General features: G+C 47.5%; 16 protein-coding genes. 7 read left to right on the plus strand and 9 right to left on the minus strand.

Features of this window, described 5'->3' with window-relative positions:
* Positions 1 to 130 precede the first annotated feature (130 nt).
* The 4 genes from OLX08_RS05345 to OLX08_RS05360 all read left to right on the plus strand — a co-directional run bounded on the left by OLX08_RS05345 (position 131) and on the right by OLX08_RS05360 (position 4,125).
* The gene (locus OLX08_RS05345; RefSeq protein WP_391482979.1) at positions 131 to 523 is read left to right on the plus strand and encodes a dihydroneopterin aldolase; all 393 of its coding nucleotides are present in this window, start codon (positions 131 to 133) and stop codon (positions 521 to 523) included.
* Between the two features lie 59 nt (positions 524 to 582).
* Entirely contained in the window at positions 583 to 975 is a 393-nt protein-coding gene (locus OLX08_RS05350) for a DUF4149 domain-containing protein (RefSeq protein ID WP_391482980.1), read from the plus strand.
* A gap of 48 nt (positions 976 to 1,023) precedes the next feature.
* Positions 1,024 to 2,457: a DUF6880 family protein gene (locus tag OLX08_RS05355; protein WP_391482982.1), complete on the plus strand. Its 1,434-nt coding sequence runs from the start codon at positions 1,024 to 1,026 to the stop codon at positions 2,455 to 2,457.
* A gap of 183 nt (positions 2,458 to 2,640) precedes the next feature.
* A complete protein-coding gene (locus OLX08_RS05360; protein WP_391482984.1) occupies positions 2,641 to 4,125 on the plus strand; it encodes a tyrosine-type recombinase/integrase in 1,485 nt (494 codons plus the stop codon).
* Between the two features lie 142 nt (positions 4,126 to 4,267).
* Here the strand turns inward: OLX08_RS05360 and OLX08_RS05365 are convergent, their stop codons facing one another.
* Positions 4,268 to 4,765 (minus strand): hypothetical protein, encoded by a 498-nt coding sequence (locus OLX08_RS05365; protein ID WP_391482986.1) that lies wholly within the window; start codon positions 4,763 to 4,765, stop codon positions 4,268 to 4,270.
* A 160-nt stretch (positions 4,766 to 4,925) separates the two neighbouring features.
* Here OLX08_RS05365 and OLX08_RS05370 point away from each other — a divergent pair, with 160 nt between their 5' ends.
* Complete coding sequence (locus OLX08_RS05370; RefSeq protein WP_391482987.1) at positions 4,926 to 5,477, plus strand: hypothetical protein; 552 nt, start codon at positions 4,926 to 4,928, stop codon at positions 5,475 to 5,477.
* 746 nt (positions 5,478 to 6,223) lie between these two features.
* On the plus strand, positions 6,224 to 7,546 hold the full coding sequence (locus OLX08_RS05375) for a hypothetical protein (RefSeq protein WP_391482988.1): 1,323 nt from the start codon (positions 6,224 to 6,226) through the stop codon (positions 7,544 to 7,546).
* 4 nt (positions 7,547 to 7,550) lie between these two features.
* On the opposite strand, the gene OLX08_RS05380 is transcribed toward OLX08_RS05375, so the two are convergent.
* From OLX08_RS05380 to OLX08_RS05400, 5 genes are read right to left on the minus strand one after another with little or no spacing between them, the layout of a single operon-like run.
* Positions 7,551 to 7,865, minus strand: coding sequence for a recombinase family protein (locus tag OLX08_RS05380; protein WP_391482990.1), 315 nt, complete (start codon positions 7,863 to 7,865; stop codon positions 7,551 to 7,553).
* 34 nt (positions 7,866 to 7,899) lie between these two features.
* Positions 7,900 to 8,547 (minus strand): hypothetical protein, encoded by a 648-nt coding sequence (locus OLX08_RS05385; protein WP_391482991.1) that lies wholly within the window; start codon positions 8,545 to 8,547, stop codon positions 7,900 to 7,902.
* 49 nt (positions 8,548 to 8,596) lie between these two features.
* Positions 8,597 to 10,126: a peptidoglycan-binding protein gene (locus OLX08_RS05390; protein ID WP_391482993.1), complete on the minus strand. Its 1,530-nt coding sequence runs from the start codon at positions 10,124 to 10,126 to the stop codon at positions 8,597 to 8,599.
* Positions 10,127 to 10,177: 51 nt separating this feature from the next.
* On the minus strand, positions 10,178 to 10,297 hold the full coding sequence (locus OLX08_RS05395; protein WP_391482995.1) for a helix-turn-helix domain-containing protein: 120 nt from the start codon (positions 10,295 to 10,297) through the stop codon (positions 10,178 to 10,180).
* Positions 10,298 to 10,351: 54 nt separating this feature from the next.
* Positions 10,352 to 11,011, minus strand: coding sequence for a recombinase family protein (locus OLX08_RS05400; protein ID WP_391482997.1), 660 nt, complete (start codon positions 11,009 to 11,011; stop codon positions 10,352 to 10,354).
* Positions 11,012 to 12,241: 1,230 nt separating this feature from the next.
* Between OLX08_RS05400 and OLX08_RS05405 the strand changes: the two genes are divergently transcribed.
* A complete protein-coding gene (locus OLX08_RS05405; RefSeq protein WP_391482999.1) occupies positions 12,242 to 12,442 on the plus strand; it encodes a hypothetical protein in 201 nt (66 codons plus the stop codon).
* Between the two features lie 226 nt (positions 12,443 to 12,668).
* Here OLX08_RS05405 and OLX08_RS05410 read toward each other — a convergent pair whose 3' ends face one another.
* The 3 genes from OLX08_RS05410 to OLX08_RS05420 form a co-directional block, all read right to left on the minus strand.
* A complete protein-coding gene (locus tag OLX08_RS05410; RefSeq protein ID WP_391483001.1) occupies positions 12,669 to 13,505 on the minus strand; it encodes a hypothetical protein in 837 nt (278 codons plus the stop codon).
* Positions 13,506 to 13,694: 189 nt separating this feature from the next.
* The gene (locus OLX08_RS05415; RefSeq protein WP_391483003.1) at positions 13,695 to 14,060 is read right to left on the minus strand and encodes a hypothetical protein; all 366 of its coding nucleotides are present in this window, start codon (positions 14,058 to 14,060) and stop codon (positions 13,695 to 13,697) included.
* 413 nt (positions 14,061 to 14,473) lie between these two features.
* Positions 14,474 to 15,904: a hypothetical protein gene (locus OLX08_RS05420; protein ID WP_391483005.1), complete on the minus strand. Its 1,431-nt coding sequence runs from the start codon at positions 15,902 to 15,904 to the stop codon at positions 14,474 to 14,476.
* Positions 15,905 to 15,924: the final 20 nt, after the last annotated feature.

Consider the following 15,924-nt stretch of genomic DNA (forward strand, 5'->3'; position numbering starts at 1 on the left):
CTTCCTTTCAAGCCGGCCACAGCCAAAGATAATACCCGTACTCGCATTGCCCAGTGGCCGGACGTTGCCCCGTCCTCCGATCCTGCTACCTGCATGTTACCGAAATGCTTTTGCGAGGTTCAAACCAGATATGCCGGCGACCAGCACAATTGAATTACGCGATATGATTTTGCCTACACAGATTGGAACATACGGCCCTGAGGATGTTGTGCCAGACCATCATTTGCTTGATCTGGTGTTATCCATTGACGCAAGCCAAGTTCTGATCCCGAAGGATGATATGGCCCATGTATTTGACTATGATCCGATGGTCGCAGCAATCCATGACGTGGCGGGTACCGGCCACCGTGCGACGCAGGAGTGGCTGATCACCGAGATTGCAGCGATTTGTGCATTCTACCCTGACATCAAAAGCGCCGAGATCTACCTGCGTAAATTTCCGGTATTAGAACAAAGCGGCACGCTTGGCCTGCGGCTTACCCTAAACGAAGATAATTTAGCGAATATTCGTAATTCAAAGTGACGGACCGGCGTTGAACGTTAGATCAACATTCAACAGTTGTTCAGAAAGAGAGGCTTCAAGTGGATATCGTAACTCTGTTGCTAAGTGCTGTTTTATTCGGCGGCATGACGTTTTTCAGTTTTGGCTTCGCACCGGTGCTCTTTAAACAGCTTCCGATTGGACAAGTGCGCCCACTTTTGCGTGGGACATTTCCATACTATTATTTGGTGATCATTGTGCTGTCCGCTCTGTGCGCTGCCGCAGCATTTATGAGTTCTGGTATCGCTGCGGCTTTGCTCGCCATTATTTGCCTAAGTACAGTCTATGCGCGCCAAATACTGATGCCCCAGATCAACGCGGCAACAGACCGTGATGATGAGGCTACTTTCAAATGGCTGCACGGATTATCGGTTATCATTCAGCTGGTCCAACTGGGGCTTGCGGGATGGGCGCTTGTGCTTCTCGGATCGTAAAATCATAGCCGCCACTCCCCCAAAGCCGTCGAAAGTTCACCGCCCGCCATGTCCAAGAAAACTCTTAACGCAGCTAATTTGACAGCACTCGGCGCTGATCGCCTTGCCGAGCTTTTAATGGAAATCAGCACGGGAAGTGCGGATATCAAACGGCGACTGCGCATGGAGTTAAGCCATAACCTTGGCGCGTCTGAGTTAGCCCATGACGTTCGCAAGCGCCTTGCCGCAATTCGTAAATCCAAAGCGCGCGTGAGTTGGCGCAAGCGCAAGTCCCTTGTGGCGGACCTTAATACTCAAGTCGCAATGATCGTTGACAAAATCTCGCCGGATGACCCGGACACGGCGTTCGATCTTTTGTGGCAGTTCATCGAACTCGCGCCCTCGATTTATGCGCGGGCAGACGACCGCCGTGGTGATATTGCCACCGCATTTCACGAAGCTCTTCAACATTTCGAAGACATTGGCCCCCGCACACAGATCGACAGCATAGCGCTTGCCGACCGTGTTTGGGCAGCAGTTTCTGATAATATCTACGGCGAGTGGGACGATATCATTGGCCTGCTCGCCGAGACATTGGGCACAGACGGTCTTGCCGCCCTCAAAGAACGGATCGTGCAATTTGCAGAAACCTCCAATGAACAAACCGCGCCTGATCACGAGGCATTTGCCTTTTTGCGTGACCTAAGAGGCGGCAGTGACTACCGCACGTCACAACGCGAGGCGCTTGTTCAGAAATCCCTCCAAGAAATTGCAGAACTTAGCGGTGACACAGAAGGGTATATTGCACAGTTCACAGCGGCAGACCTGCGGCGGAAATCCGTTGCAGCCGAAGTTGCGACCCTCAAACTTACCGACAGTCAGCCGGAAGAAGCGCTGGAAATCCTGACAAATGCCAACACCGAATTTGACCCGTCTGCTCAAGATGCTTGGGACAGCGCCTATATCGCAGCGTTGTTGAAACTGGACCGAAAGACAGATGCGCAGACACACCGATGGGCGTGTTTTGAGACGCGGCTCAGCGGTGACCATCTGCGCAACTTCATGAAGGCGCTGCCGGATTTTGACGATGTAGAGGCCGAAGACCGCGCGAGACAGGTTGTGTTAGCTTACCCCGACGCCCCACACGCGTTGCACTTCTGCCTAACCTGGCCCGATCTGCACACAGCAGCGCAGTTAGTCATCGCGCGGGCGGATGAATTCGATGGCGACGACTATGAATTTTTGAACAGCGCAGCAGACACCTTGCATCAAAAGTACCCGTTAGCGGCCACAGTATTGTTACGCGCAATGATCGATTTCGCACTCATTGAAGGCCGCACATCACGTTACGGTCATATCGCTAACCATTTGCGCGATTGCGAAATGCTCAGCAACGACATCTCGGACTATGGTGATTTACCAACGCACGAAAGCTATGTCGCGACTTTGCGAACCGATCATTCAAGCAGATCGTCGTTCTGGGAGAAATACGAACGTAGGTAGTATGGCTCTACGGCTAATCCGCCGGACCACCGAACCAGCAGCACCAAAGTTATACGCCAAAATGATATGAGGTATGGCGGAGACGAAGGGAGTTTCTGCCATTGATTATATAGCGCAATAATATCAACAATACTTGGCGTTTAAGCCTTGCGGAACTGGGTACAAACTGGGTACGTTTGTATAATGAGTAGTTCTCTTGAGCAAGCTTGCCTTAGCAAGAATGGTGGAAAGCAGTACTATCTGCAGTTCCATATTAAGCCTTGGATGAAGCGTTTGCCTTGGTTTCGGCGATACATTGCACAGTATCCAAACCGAAAGAACGTCAAGGAGAGCCTACGCACACCCGATTTGTATACGGCGCTGGGGCTTCTTCATAAGCGGCTGCCTGAAATGGGGCTAGTATGGAGTGAGGCAAGTAATTCTTTAGAGCCATTACCAGCCAAAGAAATCACCACACTCACCGAAGAAGGCGAATACTTCCAAGCTATAGAGCAACTGTCATTACTCGGTGACAGCCAACTCATACCCACGATGGACCCAGCGCACCCCGATGCGCCATCATTGCCAAGAGATATTGAAGAAGAAGTCTTCGTGGAGAGCATGGAGTTTGGCGATAATCGACCAGATCAACGATCTAAAGCTGCGGTCCAAGCTCGACACAACGCAAGGATGAAAGCCTATGATAGGGCTGAAAACAAAGAAGATCAGAAACTCTTCCCAGACCCGCACCCCTACGAAGCTACCTTGTTATCTGCTGCCGCACTTCTCATTTCTGAATATGAGGCTGATCACAGAGCCAAGAAAGACACAGCCAAGATTAACACAGCAACGAAGAAGTTCTTAGCGTGGCTTGAGCAGGACGACGTGCCTCTCAACAAAGTCACCCCTAATCACGTAAAGCAGTATGTAAGATATGCCCGTGATGCCAATGTTCCTAAAAACACGTTCTCCGCTGAGATTGGTAAGCTTAAACAAATCTATGCAATAGCAATGGAGGAAGGACGGCTTGCGACGGATAGTGTTAGTCCCTTTGCCAACGCAACCCTTAAGGGCTTCAAACCAGCTAAGGCTAAAGCCAGCTACTCCCCACAACACGCAGAAGTACTGGCCCGAGAAGCCGCAGCAAAAAAGCGTAAGGACACCCTAATCAACGTTGGGGTGAGCTACTACACGGGAATGCGGAGCAGCGAGTTATATGAGTGCCACCTAAAAGATGTGGATGGCCTTCTTTGTTTCGAGATTAAAGATGGGAAAACAGCTAGCTCAAAACGGAATGTACCGCTTCACAATCACCTGCTGGAATGGCTTAAAGAAGGCGAGAGCTTACCGAACATAGGTTCTGGATTTAACTGGGTGTCGCCTACGAAATCTGAGTTCAACAAGGCGTTTAATAGGTTCAGCGACACCTACTTACTAAAAAAGCATGACATATCCGAAGATGCGGGAACGCTCAGTCATCACAGTTTTCGTCACGGCATGAGTACTAGATTGTTTGAGGCTGGCTATAGTGAGCTAGAGGTAGCTCATGTGGTGGGCCACAGTTCAGAGACTGTGGGGAGAACTGAAACAGCGAAAACCTACATCAAAAAGGCGTCGCTATCCGTACTGCAAGATCGAATAAATAGCATTGAGGCGATTTCACTCCCCTCAATCAGAGACGCCATTTAGTTGGGATAAGCGTTTACCACACAGGCTTAACCCCAGCACCTCAGCCAAGTCCGCCACAACCACCCGTGCTGCATCGTTGTATGGCTGGTAGATTGGCTTGAACGAGATTGGCATAGGTGTGGTTGCTTACTTCAAGAGCAGTTCACAGTTCTCTTCTATAGACCGCTGGTTGCCAAACGTCTGGGCCGTTCTTGCCCTCTTGTACGACTGTAATTGCGCTGAACCCAATTAAGGTATTCAGAGCTTTCATCTGCGCCCTCCCGTCACCTCCGCACCACTTCACGTAATTTGACTGGCTAATCACAAGCTCGTCACCGACGACGCATCGTGACTTGATATGACCCCACAAAAAGTATGCTTGCTTATGCTTTCCGTCTAGCAGTCTTCTATCAAGCTGATCGACATCCATTAGACTAATGACTCTAGGAGACATAATGAAATGGCTTAACTCTCTGCGCTCTTCGTTGGTCAGCGAATGATCGCAGTGGGTAGCTTCAAGCTGCCGAGCATAGTCATCAACCAAGTCAGGTACTACACTCTCGTGTGTTGCAAGAGCCGCTATTTCGACACAGGCTTCTTTGGCAGCTTCAACGAGCTTGCCATGTTTGTTCTGGAAATCTAGTGAAATCTTGTTAGTCATCTTTTGTTTGGCAACCTAGTGATTTGAGGTCTGTTTCGTAACATCACATACAAATGGAAACCAATTAAGCATATTCTCACCTATCTAAAGGGAGGTTAGTTGACAACATTTTGATTGGTCAGATACCACTTGGGTAAAGAGTTAAATAGGAGCGGTATGGATGCAAATGATGAAGAAGTTACTTTCTATTAGCGTTGCTATGACGATATGCGCTTCAACAGCTTTAGCAGAAACATACCTAGAGCCGATTGGCGAGTTTGACGATTGGGTAGCGATTAAGGCGAAGGACCCAGCTGAGTGTTGGATGACAGCTATACCTGTCAGAGGAAAGACAGTGCATGAGCGTAATGGTAAGGTGGTCACTGATGTCGACAGAGGTAAAGAGACCCTATTTTACGTAGTGTTTCGCAGTGATGGGGCGTCTAAAGATGGAGAGCTATCTTTTACTGGCGGTGAATACACATTCGACGAAGATAAAGCGTTCAATTTATCTATCAAAGGTGATGACTATTTGATGATCGCACAGAATAGTGAAGGTAGAGGCTGGGCCTATCCATCTATCGAAGATGAGAAAACTCTCATATCAAAGTTCAAGGCTGGTGCTGATTTCTCAGTTACTAGCCGATCTTCACGTGGCACTGTTTCTAAGGACGTGTTTTCCTTGATAGGTTTTACTGCTGCGTACAACGCTACTAAGAAGGCTTGTAGCTAAGGCACTGAACTGACAGAGCTTATTTAGTACGACGTCATGTGTAAGTTTTTACAGATAGAGTTTATAGCGCTTAAACTTTTGTATTTCTCTAGTCGAATATCTTGTCGTGCTGCGAAAGCCCCAGTCGAATATGCCCTTTCATGTCCGTTGAGTGCTGTGAACTCAAGAGCTGCCCCATTGTTTTGCTGTGCGGTGTAATTAGAAACTGCTTCGCAATAGCCATATGAGAAGGACAAGCTCTGACTACTTTCAGGGTCGAGTTTATAAGTACTTTTTGTGCAAGCTGCTAAACAACAAAGTAGAGTTAGGACGATTACTACCCTACACGTCATATCGCTTCGCTGCTCCCATCAAGAACGTTAATTCGAGCTAACTAATCTTAGCCATTTTGGAGATTGTATACATTTTACCATAAGCAGCAACTATGTGTTCTCGCTCATTCTCTCTTATACCCAACACTGAGATTGTAGTCAGTGTCATAAGTATCCCCTGAGCAGCACTCAAAGATGTTGGACTTACAAACAGCACACTGCTCATGCCCGTGTACGACAACAGTGTTCAGCGGTGACTGACATCTAGGGCAACGTTGCTTGTGGGCATTGGCAGGGTTTAGAGGGTTATCCATCTCAGTATCTATTTTGCAGTCAAAATGAGTATTCTCGTATTGAGCCAGCTTGCACGGAACCTCACTGATTTGACAACTAGGGTGCCATACGTAACTTTCACCGTGAATTAGGAGAATAGCTATGATTGATAATGACTTGCCACCATTCCTTATCCAAGGTGAGCCAACACGGTTATTTCCTGTATTGTCACTCACCTCCAAGGAAGGTCGTGCCACGTCTATTTTACTAGCTGTAATGCAGAGTGTTCCTGCTCTAGCTCAGTCAATCTTCAAGCCGTTTAACCAGCGAGTAGGTCAGAGATCACGTCTCTCATGTTTTACTGAGATTGTATTCAAGACATCGGGAAAGGCTCATAAAGCAAGACCTGATGGTTTGTTGGAATTGCACACTGGGCGAACCACCTGGAGGTGCTTGGTCGAGGCCAAGATCGGTAACGCCGCTTTAGAAGCAGACCAGATTGAAGAATACCGAAGCATAGCAAAAGAGAATAAGATTGATGCGCTCCTCACGATTAGCAACCAATTCACCTACAAGCCTGACGTTCATCCAATACAGCAAGTTACAAACTCTAAATCTAAAACACTTGTCATACACTGGTCTTGGCTAGCTATCGCAACTGAGATTGACCTTCTGTTGTCCGATGATGACTTAACTGATGTTGAACAGATTATGCTGCTCAAAGAACTAAAGCGTTTTCTAAGTCACGAGAGTACTGGCGTTAAAGGGTTCGATAGGATGCCGCCTGAATGGGGAGAAATTAACAAACTTGTTTCTGCGGGTGGCGTACTGACAATGAAGAACCCGCTTGCAGACGCTTCTGTTCGTGCTTGGCAGCAAGAGATGCGTGATTTGTCCCTTCTCCTCACAAGAGAAGTGAAGGAAAGTGTTACTGAGCGCTTGCCTGTGAAGTGGCGTAAGCAACCCGATGAACGTTATAAAGCGGAGGTAAAACGCCTGTGCGATTTGAACGAGTTAAGTGGTGAACTTAGCGTTCCAGGGGCGGCATCCACTCTTGAAATTCGGGCTGATTTACAACGACGAGTTGTTGAAGTTGGTATGACAGTAGAAGCGCCAACAGACAAGAAATCTAGCACTGCACGACTGAACTGGTTGCTAAGGCAAGTTAAGAATATAACGCCAGAAGATGTGTTCATTACATCCTACTGGCCTGGTTCTAGTAAGCCATCTGTGCATTCTTTGACTGCATTGTTGGAAGAACCGTCGGTAATTGAAGAGGGAAAGCAACACCTGCAGGCTCATTCATTTAAGGTATTTCTATCCAAGAGCTTGGGGGCGAGGTTCGCTCAGCAGCAAAACTTTATCGTCGACCTAGAACGAGCAGTACCTGACTTTTATGCTCGTATTGGTCAGAACCTTAAAGCGTGGCAGAAACCTGCTCCCAAGATAGATCAACGCAGTGCCGAATTGGATGAAGAGGATTAGGCTGTCAGGCTTCGTCTGTCATACTCGCAATAATCCTATACAGGCTTGTCTTGCTGATCTCTAAGTCCCTACAAATCTGAGCCTTACTCACGCCCTTCTCCAATGCAAGCTTAACCATGTCAGTCTTTGCACGTGCTGTAGGCTTTCGTCCTTTGTATTTCCCCTCAGCTTTAGCCTTAGCGATGCCTTCACGCTGCCTCTCCAGCATCATCTCACGCTCAAACTGTGAGACAGATGACATGACATTCAGGATCAACTTGCCTGTAGCGTTGGAAGTATCAACGGCGGTGCCACCCATGCCTAAAGTCACGGATCGCATCTGTATCTAATTTAGAGCGCAATGGTACGACTTACTAAAACATCGCTGGACAGCCTGTTTCCTCCTGAAAGCGGATATAAGCTTGATAGAGGTTTTCTCGCTGCAAGAATAAGCCATTGTCGAAAACACGATTATGGTCGTTAAATCTGACGTATTCTAAATCGGACAAATGCTGCTCTAGCAGGACCCAGTCAGAATAAACTGGGTCACCATCATCGCCACAAGAACTAAACGTTTGGTAAATTAGGTCTTCGCCTTTGTACTGATAACTACTGTCAACACCTTGATAGCAATAGGATTGCTCCAATTCAGTTTGGCTAAGCTTTACTAAAAGGTGGTCCATCTGATGGTTAGCTTCAAAGGATACACCAGGTATGGTAATATCCTGTATGTTTAGCCACCACTGGAAGACACAGGTATTCGGTGCTGTTTGTTTGATCTCAAATACTGGCTTCATGTATCTCGCACAGCTAATGCCATCAAACTCCACATCGAAAGAATAAGCCAAAGACTGTAGCCTATTTTGCTTATCCTCATGCACACACCAACCTGGTTCCAAAGCAAATGCTGACGAAGATTGTAGGGTTATAATGAGGGCCAGAGAGACATTGCGCATCCGTAACTTCATCCCACAGATTATGGATTTGCGATGATTGCCAGCGTTTTCAACACTAACTGACATCTAGAGAATGGGCATTTGCAAGATTTAGGAGGTTGGCCATTAATGCTGATCATTCTCTCCAACCATACTGTGCTAAGCAAGACGACATTGCTGCTTTCTTAGCGTCTTTACCTGCTCTGCTTTTAGCTAGACCATCAGCAAAACCGCCCAAAAACCCACCTGAGTCCTTTGAAATGTTACAGTTAATGCTGTTGCCAAAACCTGAGCAGTTTGCTGAGGAGCCAAAATCTATTGGGCGATATGAGCGCTCCGCTTGCCGCTCAGCTTGCCGAGCTTGAGGTCGGCAGATAGCGATAGCTTGGGTAGCGGGTAATGTTGGATTGCCGATAATAGCAGTTAGCCCTGATGTGTTAGGTGTTATTTTGGGCTTAGTAGGTTGCCGTTTAACCACTTTTCTTTTTGGCGCAGCAAAGAAGCTGGGAACGTCAACTTTACTCAAGACGGAAGTAAATACTTCTTCGTCTGACCTTACATTGAGATCATTAATCTGGATGTAGTTGGTGAAGGCTCTGCTCGTGCCACTACCCCATAGACCATCAACGGTGCTGCTATATAGCCCCAACTTCTTAAGTGCGTATTGGAGTTGCTTACGCCGAAGAATTGTTTGAGCCTTAAACAGGCTTCCTAGTACTGCGCCATCTTTGATTGTAATAGCGGCTGGCTGCTCTTGCTCTGGCTTAAAGGCAAGCCCACAATCAGAATACTTACTTTGAATACATTGTAGGGCTAATTCCTGCGCTTCCTCAACTGCATTAGGACTCATCAAACCTGCAATCTTGTCCCGTTGTTCATATGCTTCACCGCTACCATTCATAGAGGCTATATTGAACCACATGTGCGCAATAGTTCTAACTTGGATAGTTCCCCTGCCATCAGCGTATAACTTGCCCAAGATGAACTGCGCTTTGTCATTACCTTGTGCTGCCAGCCGTTGTGCAACAGAGAATGCTTCCGCATACTCTTTAGCCTCATACAGCGCCAGTAACTGCGTTATGCCTTTTGTAGTCGTCTTCGGTTTAGGCTCTGGCGTTAAAACCTCTACCTCTGGCGCTTGCCTTACTGTTTTGTTTTGCGCCTCCTCATCAAAGGCATCCTTTAGAATACTGGTGAGCAGACCATCAACATTAGTTTTGTCCTTAAGGCTCTTATTTGCTCGGTACTCTTTATTGTATGCTTTCAACGCAGCACGAGTTGAGACACCATAGAGGCCATCAACGCTGGATGTGTAGAGTCCTTTGTGAGCAAGGTTTGTCTGTACTTGAAGTCTGTCTTCTTTGGTAAGGCTAGCAAAACGCTTACTTAACACTGTAGTTCGGGTTTGCGCTTTTGGCACTTTGCAGTTGATGCCTCTCTTCCTAGCCTCTGCCCTAAAAACACGGGCTGACGACGTTGTACCCCATCTTTTTGTTCCATTGGATACCTTCACCGCTAAGGTGCAGACTAGTGCGTCAGAGTAAGAACTCACACTTTGAGCCTTTATCTGGGATGGCAAAAGGCAGCTGAAACAAAAAACGAATGAAACCAGGGCCAAGCCTTTGGAATAAGAAAGCCTAGATTTGCACTCATCAAAGATATCCATCTTTACCCCTATTCTTTGCCTGGACATATAAACCCATCACCCTGAACGCTTTCATGCTTGAGCCTTGTGCTTGCTGTCAGCAGTAATCCTGTACAGACTTGTCCTGCTGATCCCCAAGTCATTACATATCTGAGGTTTGCTTACGCCGTCCTCTAATGCAAGCTTAACCATGTCAGTCTTTGCACGTGCAGTGTTGGACTAGCAAAATACGGTAAAGTATTAGCTTCAAACACTCAATCTCTGATCATAGTTGCGAACAGTTGAAGCATACCACTTACCACCTTTCGCTGTAGCAACATCCAGATCATTCAAATGTTCTGCAATATACCTATATGAGCGCCCCATCTTTCGGTTGTCCTTGATTAGCTGAGAAACTTTCAGTGCCATCTGATCAGCCAGCCCTTTAACAGCGTCATGCCGTGCTTGGTTGTTAGGTCTGTTCCCTCCAAGCTTCACACCCCGTGCTTTAGCTTCTTGTAATGCAGCCTTTGTTCTAGTGCTGATGAAGTCACGCTCAGCCTCACTGAGTACAGCATAGATGTGCAGCATCACTTTATCTGCTGTCGGCATTGAAGCGACTTTGAAGTCTACCTTCTTGTCATCCATTAACGTGGCAATGAAAGAGACCTTGCGGGATAAACGGTCCAACTTAGCCACAAGAAGTGTAGCCTGTTTTCTTCTGACTAGTTCAAGTGCTTCTTGTAGCTGAGGGCGATCAGCTTTGGTTCCACTCTCTACATCACAGAAAGTCCCGATAAGCTCATGCTGCGGTTCCGCATAGTTTGCTAGGTACAGCCTGATGTCCCGTTCCTGAGTTTCCAAGCCAAGCCCGCTGTCCCCCTGCGACTTCGTACTGACACGAGTGTAGATAACGAACTGCTTCACTGTGGGTCCCTCTCCGCTGCCTACTTTTGGTCTTACTCAAAGGCTATACACAATGTCAACGGTGGTTCATCTTGTACAGTGTAAGCTAAGAAAAAGGGCCAGACGTGATGTGGAGGCGTCTAGCCCTTTAGGTAGCGTTCTAACAGGGAAGTTAGAATACAGTATATACGGATGTACTTCTGGATTGGATCACATTGTTACCAACACAGGTATGACAGGAAGATTAGAAGCTATGATTGGGGTATGGATACGAAAGAACTAGACCTCGCCCTCATACCGCCCACAACGCCTCTGACGGGCTATCTCGTGGGACAACAACATAGGTGATGCACTGGGTAATGGCAGGTGTGGATTGTGACGACACAGTGGTTCCCACTCAGACAGATAACTCTGGTTGTGCCACTGCTTACCTTTCCGCTTCTGCAAGATGTACTGGATGCGATCCACACAGACGATAACCCGATACTTATGATCGGCATAGACAGTGGGATAGTCAGGGTGTGTTTCGGGTACGGTGATTGGTGAGTGATACATGCGTGAACCTCCGCTTGATCTGCATGATGATGAGGGGGTGGTGGGTGCTAGTGGAAGTGGACAAGGGGGATAAGGGATAGCTGTAAACAGACACGGCCCCCGAACAGTGATTAGAAACTGCCAAGTCAGGACTGAGGGTGTTTAACCCCACGTTTTAAGGTGACCCTGACAGCATAGCTGTACTGGTTACGTGTTCGCAGGAGGTGTTACCTGCTGATGTTAACGGGGGTTAACTTAGGGGGTGCAGCATGGGTATGGCGGGTATGGGGGATATACGTACTCAGCCACTCCCATAGATGCCTTGTTATAAGGGAGACTTTATTAGGATAGTTTGGTGAGACAGTCAGGCGATCTTAAAAATAGACTTAATTATCAGCTTGGCGCCCTGCAAAAAGCTAATTGAGTTCTCCACTATTGCATTAACTATCTGTTTGTAGTTTAATTAATTAGCGAAGATTCACGGGAAAAGAGGGTGAATTATGAAGATTCGAGCAACAGCTATAATTGATTTCGACGTCGAAAATTATGTGGACGCAGCAGCAGAAGACCAAAGAATAAAGCAATTTTTGGCACAATATGTGGCATCCAATCGAAACATAGTTTGGAGCGGGGTGGAGTTGAAAGAGAGAAGAGACACTAAAAAATAATCCGTCTACGGGCCAGTACTACAATTGGTTATATTAGGAGAATAAAGACATGAAACTCAGAGCAACCATCGTTATCGACATTGACGTGGATTCCTACACTGAAGCTGCAGCCGAAGAAAAAGGAATAACTGATTTAATTGATGATTACTGTAAGGATAACAACAAAGTGGTATGGCATGGCGTTAACGTAAAAGAGCGTCGAGGCAACACTGGGGTTGATTTTTCTAAGATGAAATTTCGCAGCAATTAGTAAACCTAATGTTCTACAGTTTCGTCAGATTGGTGTGTGAGATCACGTTGCAAAATGCTGCACGACGGGTCACGGTCAAATTAGCTATAATGACCGCTGCTCCAACCAGCGTACCCACGCCCCAAAATCATTCAAGCCATAATGGCCTTTTGGCGAAGCTATAAAGTTGTGCAAAACGGAACATTGCGAACCTTAAACTTGCTTCAAATCACCTTCCATGTGGGTATCATGTCTTGCCAGAGAACTTGTCGTAGTAGTCCTTGAGGGAAGTGCCTAGCTCGTCTGATGGGTTATACTTTCCGCCTGACTTAACGAACTGACGCATACCGCCCTTACCGCCCAGATGTGCAACAGAGCGTAGCCCGTCACGGTTATAGCCTTTGGCTGCATCACCTAGTGCATCAATAGCTTTGTCGATGTCCTTGAAGTGCCATTGCGCCACCTCGTCTTGTAGGGCTTCATCGGCTTGGAACTCATCCTGTGTGAACGAAGAGCCAGTAGCTTTCTTGTAGTCCGCCAAACGAGCTTTACCGAACTGCAGTTTACCAACGAACTTCCTGCCATCCTTGATCGTGATCTCTGCTTGGCTGTTACCACTGCTCTCGCTTTGTGTGAGCCTTGCAAGGAAGTCATCGTTGTCTGTCTCAGGTTCCTGCTGTGTCTCTACACTGGCTTCGCTTGCAGGTTGTTGCTGGTCCCACTGAGAGTAAAAGTCATCCACGATAGCATCACGGGACTTGCCTACTGGTGCTGCTATTTCTTCTTCTGAGATAGGGTCTGCATCCTGCAAGACCTCTGCAATGATGGAACGTATGCGTGAGTTCAGGCGTGGGTATGTACGATTGACCACCTGCAAATAAGGTTCTGCTTTACCTACACGCATTCCAGTTATCATCTTAACTAGCTGCGCAGTTGTGAGGACAAGGTTTAGTTCGTTCTCGCTCAAGCCCTTTAGCTTCTGATCTAGGGTTAGTGGTGTAGAAGATGCTGGACCGAATGCACGTCTGATGCTGTTCAACAGATCGTCTTCTTTGGGCGTGGGTTTCATTAAGCCAGAGGACATTGGCTTGCTCCTTTATATGGTTGGGATGATTGGTTTTCGCTCTCTCCTGCTGAAACCGTAAACAGACGGCTCTTAGCTTTTTGCTACACAGGAGGAGACAGGGACAGTGAGTGCCGTCAGGTAGTTAAGTATTTAATATAAAACGATAATACATACATTTGTTAACCAGTAATCGTAAGTGTACGACTGTTACGCTAGGTATGTGCTGATGGTATCGCCTACACGCAAACGCCCTTCTGCACGGTGAGATTGTGAACTCAGCAACTCTGCTGCCACAGCCTTGTCCAAGTACTGGATGAGCTTCGTGGAGTAGCCGTACTGGTGCAGTGTACCTGCTCTTCGTGTGGTTATGTCGATGGTATCATCAGCTTCATGTGCAGCTACAACGGACGCAGCGACTAGCTGGTGAAGCTCTTTGTTTAAGCTAGCCCTGCGGTAAGGCAATGCACCTACAGCTTTGAGGATAGCCTCTACAGTAGCTGTGCGCTCTGTGAAGTCTGCATCACCAGTAGCCAGCCGCTCTTCACCACGATCAAGTAAGTGAAACAGGTTCACCGCTTGTGTGCCTGATCAAAGAACGCTGCACTGCCTAGCCGTTTGTGGCTGTTATACATCCTGCGTTGCGTAGTCAGTTCGTAGAACTTGGATGGGTCTGCTTGCCTCAGAGACATGAAGTCTGAGAATACACGGGGGGTGTGTTTAGACATGAAGGTACTCCTTCGTTTGTAGATGTGAGGGGGGTGTCAGAAGGGGCCTTGAAGCACGTGGCAAGGGTAGCCTTCTAGATGTGTATAGTTTTACTCAGAACGGTACAAATGTCAAGGGAAAGCTCCACTTAAGCTGAAGATTAATGTAACTTAAGTGTATGTATATAAACGACTATTTAGGATACGACTATTATGTAATACAAAGAGCTTTCTTTACAGGGATGGGCAGGCCCTCAGCCTGACCCTAACTCTTACTCAGTCTTAATAAAGGTAGCGACCAGGTAGTCTAACTTTATCCTTACCTGCTTCTTCAATTGTGACACTTACTTCAATGTTAAGACACGGGTGTTTCTGTTCCCGTTGGTGCCTAACTACGTAGTCACGAATAACCTGACGGTATGTCTGTACTCCTAAATCCACATCTCGCTTCCTTACAATCACACAGTCGTGGACACCGTATGCAGGAACTCCTGCGTCTTTGAGAGTTAACAATGTCTGGGTTAATATCTCTGACTCGTGGAAAGAGAGATACCCTGTAGCGTTCACGTACTTCTTGTTTAACTGCTTCAAAGCAGGAAACACCTCTAGGGCCTCCCGCTGTATAGTTAGATACATCTGCTTAGAGTAATCCGTATCAAAGAATAGCTGTACATCATCAAACACTAATGGCTTCTCAGGCGGGTCAGTATCCGCAGGGCCAGTACGCTTGTAGTTACCTGTCCCAAGCATCTCTACTATCACCTGCTTCACCATCTTACGTAGAAGCGTATGCTCCTCATCAGCTTGAAGGCGTTGGGCTACAGTGTCGTACACGTCTGTCCAAGTATCCCCAACATTCATAGGCACTCCTAGCAGGGCGCTCAGTAAGGTTGGCTGGCTTCCGTTCAGGTCTATCTCGCAGATAGGTTCATCATCTATGCGCATGTGAAGGCGCTGCTCTGACTTGATCTGTGTATAGCCACCATACCATCTACCACCACTTGCAAGACTGCCGTCGTGAAAGATGCGAGTAGCGCAGGCAAAGAGCTTAGCTGGCTCACTGTTTGTAGCTGGCAGAGTTAAAGGGTGTTGCGCCCAGTAGCCATTCATCTCACGCACAGCTTTCTGTGCAGCCGTTGCCGCTCTACCCTGCTTCCCTTTGTAGACAGCTTGGTACGATAGCTTAGGTGTCTTGAGCCTATCTGCCTTACGCTTAACCTTATCAGTGTAAGCTTCGGGCTTGTTAACCAGCACATAGGGGCGCTGAGCATCCAGAAACATAGCTGATGCCGACTCCAGCCCTTCAAGCAGTGGCTTAGCTTCAATGCGGTATGTGTTGGGTTGCTTCACACGCTCAGTAGGAGCAGTACCAGTAACATCCCGTGCTTCTCTATTTGTCATACCTCCCAGACCAGAGGGTAGATCATCGTGATTAGTGATGTAGCCCGCATCAACAAGCTTAGCTCGTACCGTCCGTACCGTCTGTGCGCCTGTAGCTGGATAAAACGAGTAGCCTACCGTGTCTTGGCTCGTACTACCGCCAGACCAGATAATGGACGCTCCTACACCAGCCTCCTGCACACAGAATAAGAACGATGCCAGTATAGTCTTGTGAGCCTCGCTGGGCTTGAGGTCTAGTTCCGCAGCCAGCGCTTCGACTAACTGATGGGCACCTTGGTTATGTGGAAGGTATTGAGGCTTGAAGCGCTTCATTTGGGGACCTCCCAAGTTAT

Origin of the sequence: Nereida ignava (genome assembly GCF_047114695.1) — a bacterium.
Taxonomy (GTDB): Bacteria; Pseudomonadota; Alphaproteobacteria; order Rhodobacterales; family Rhodobacteraceae; genus Nereida; species Nereida ignava.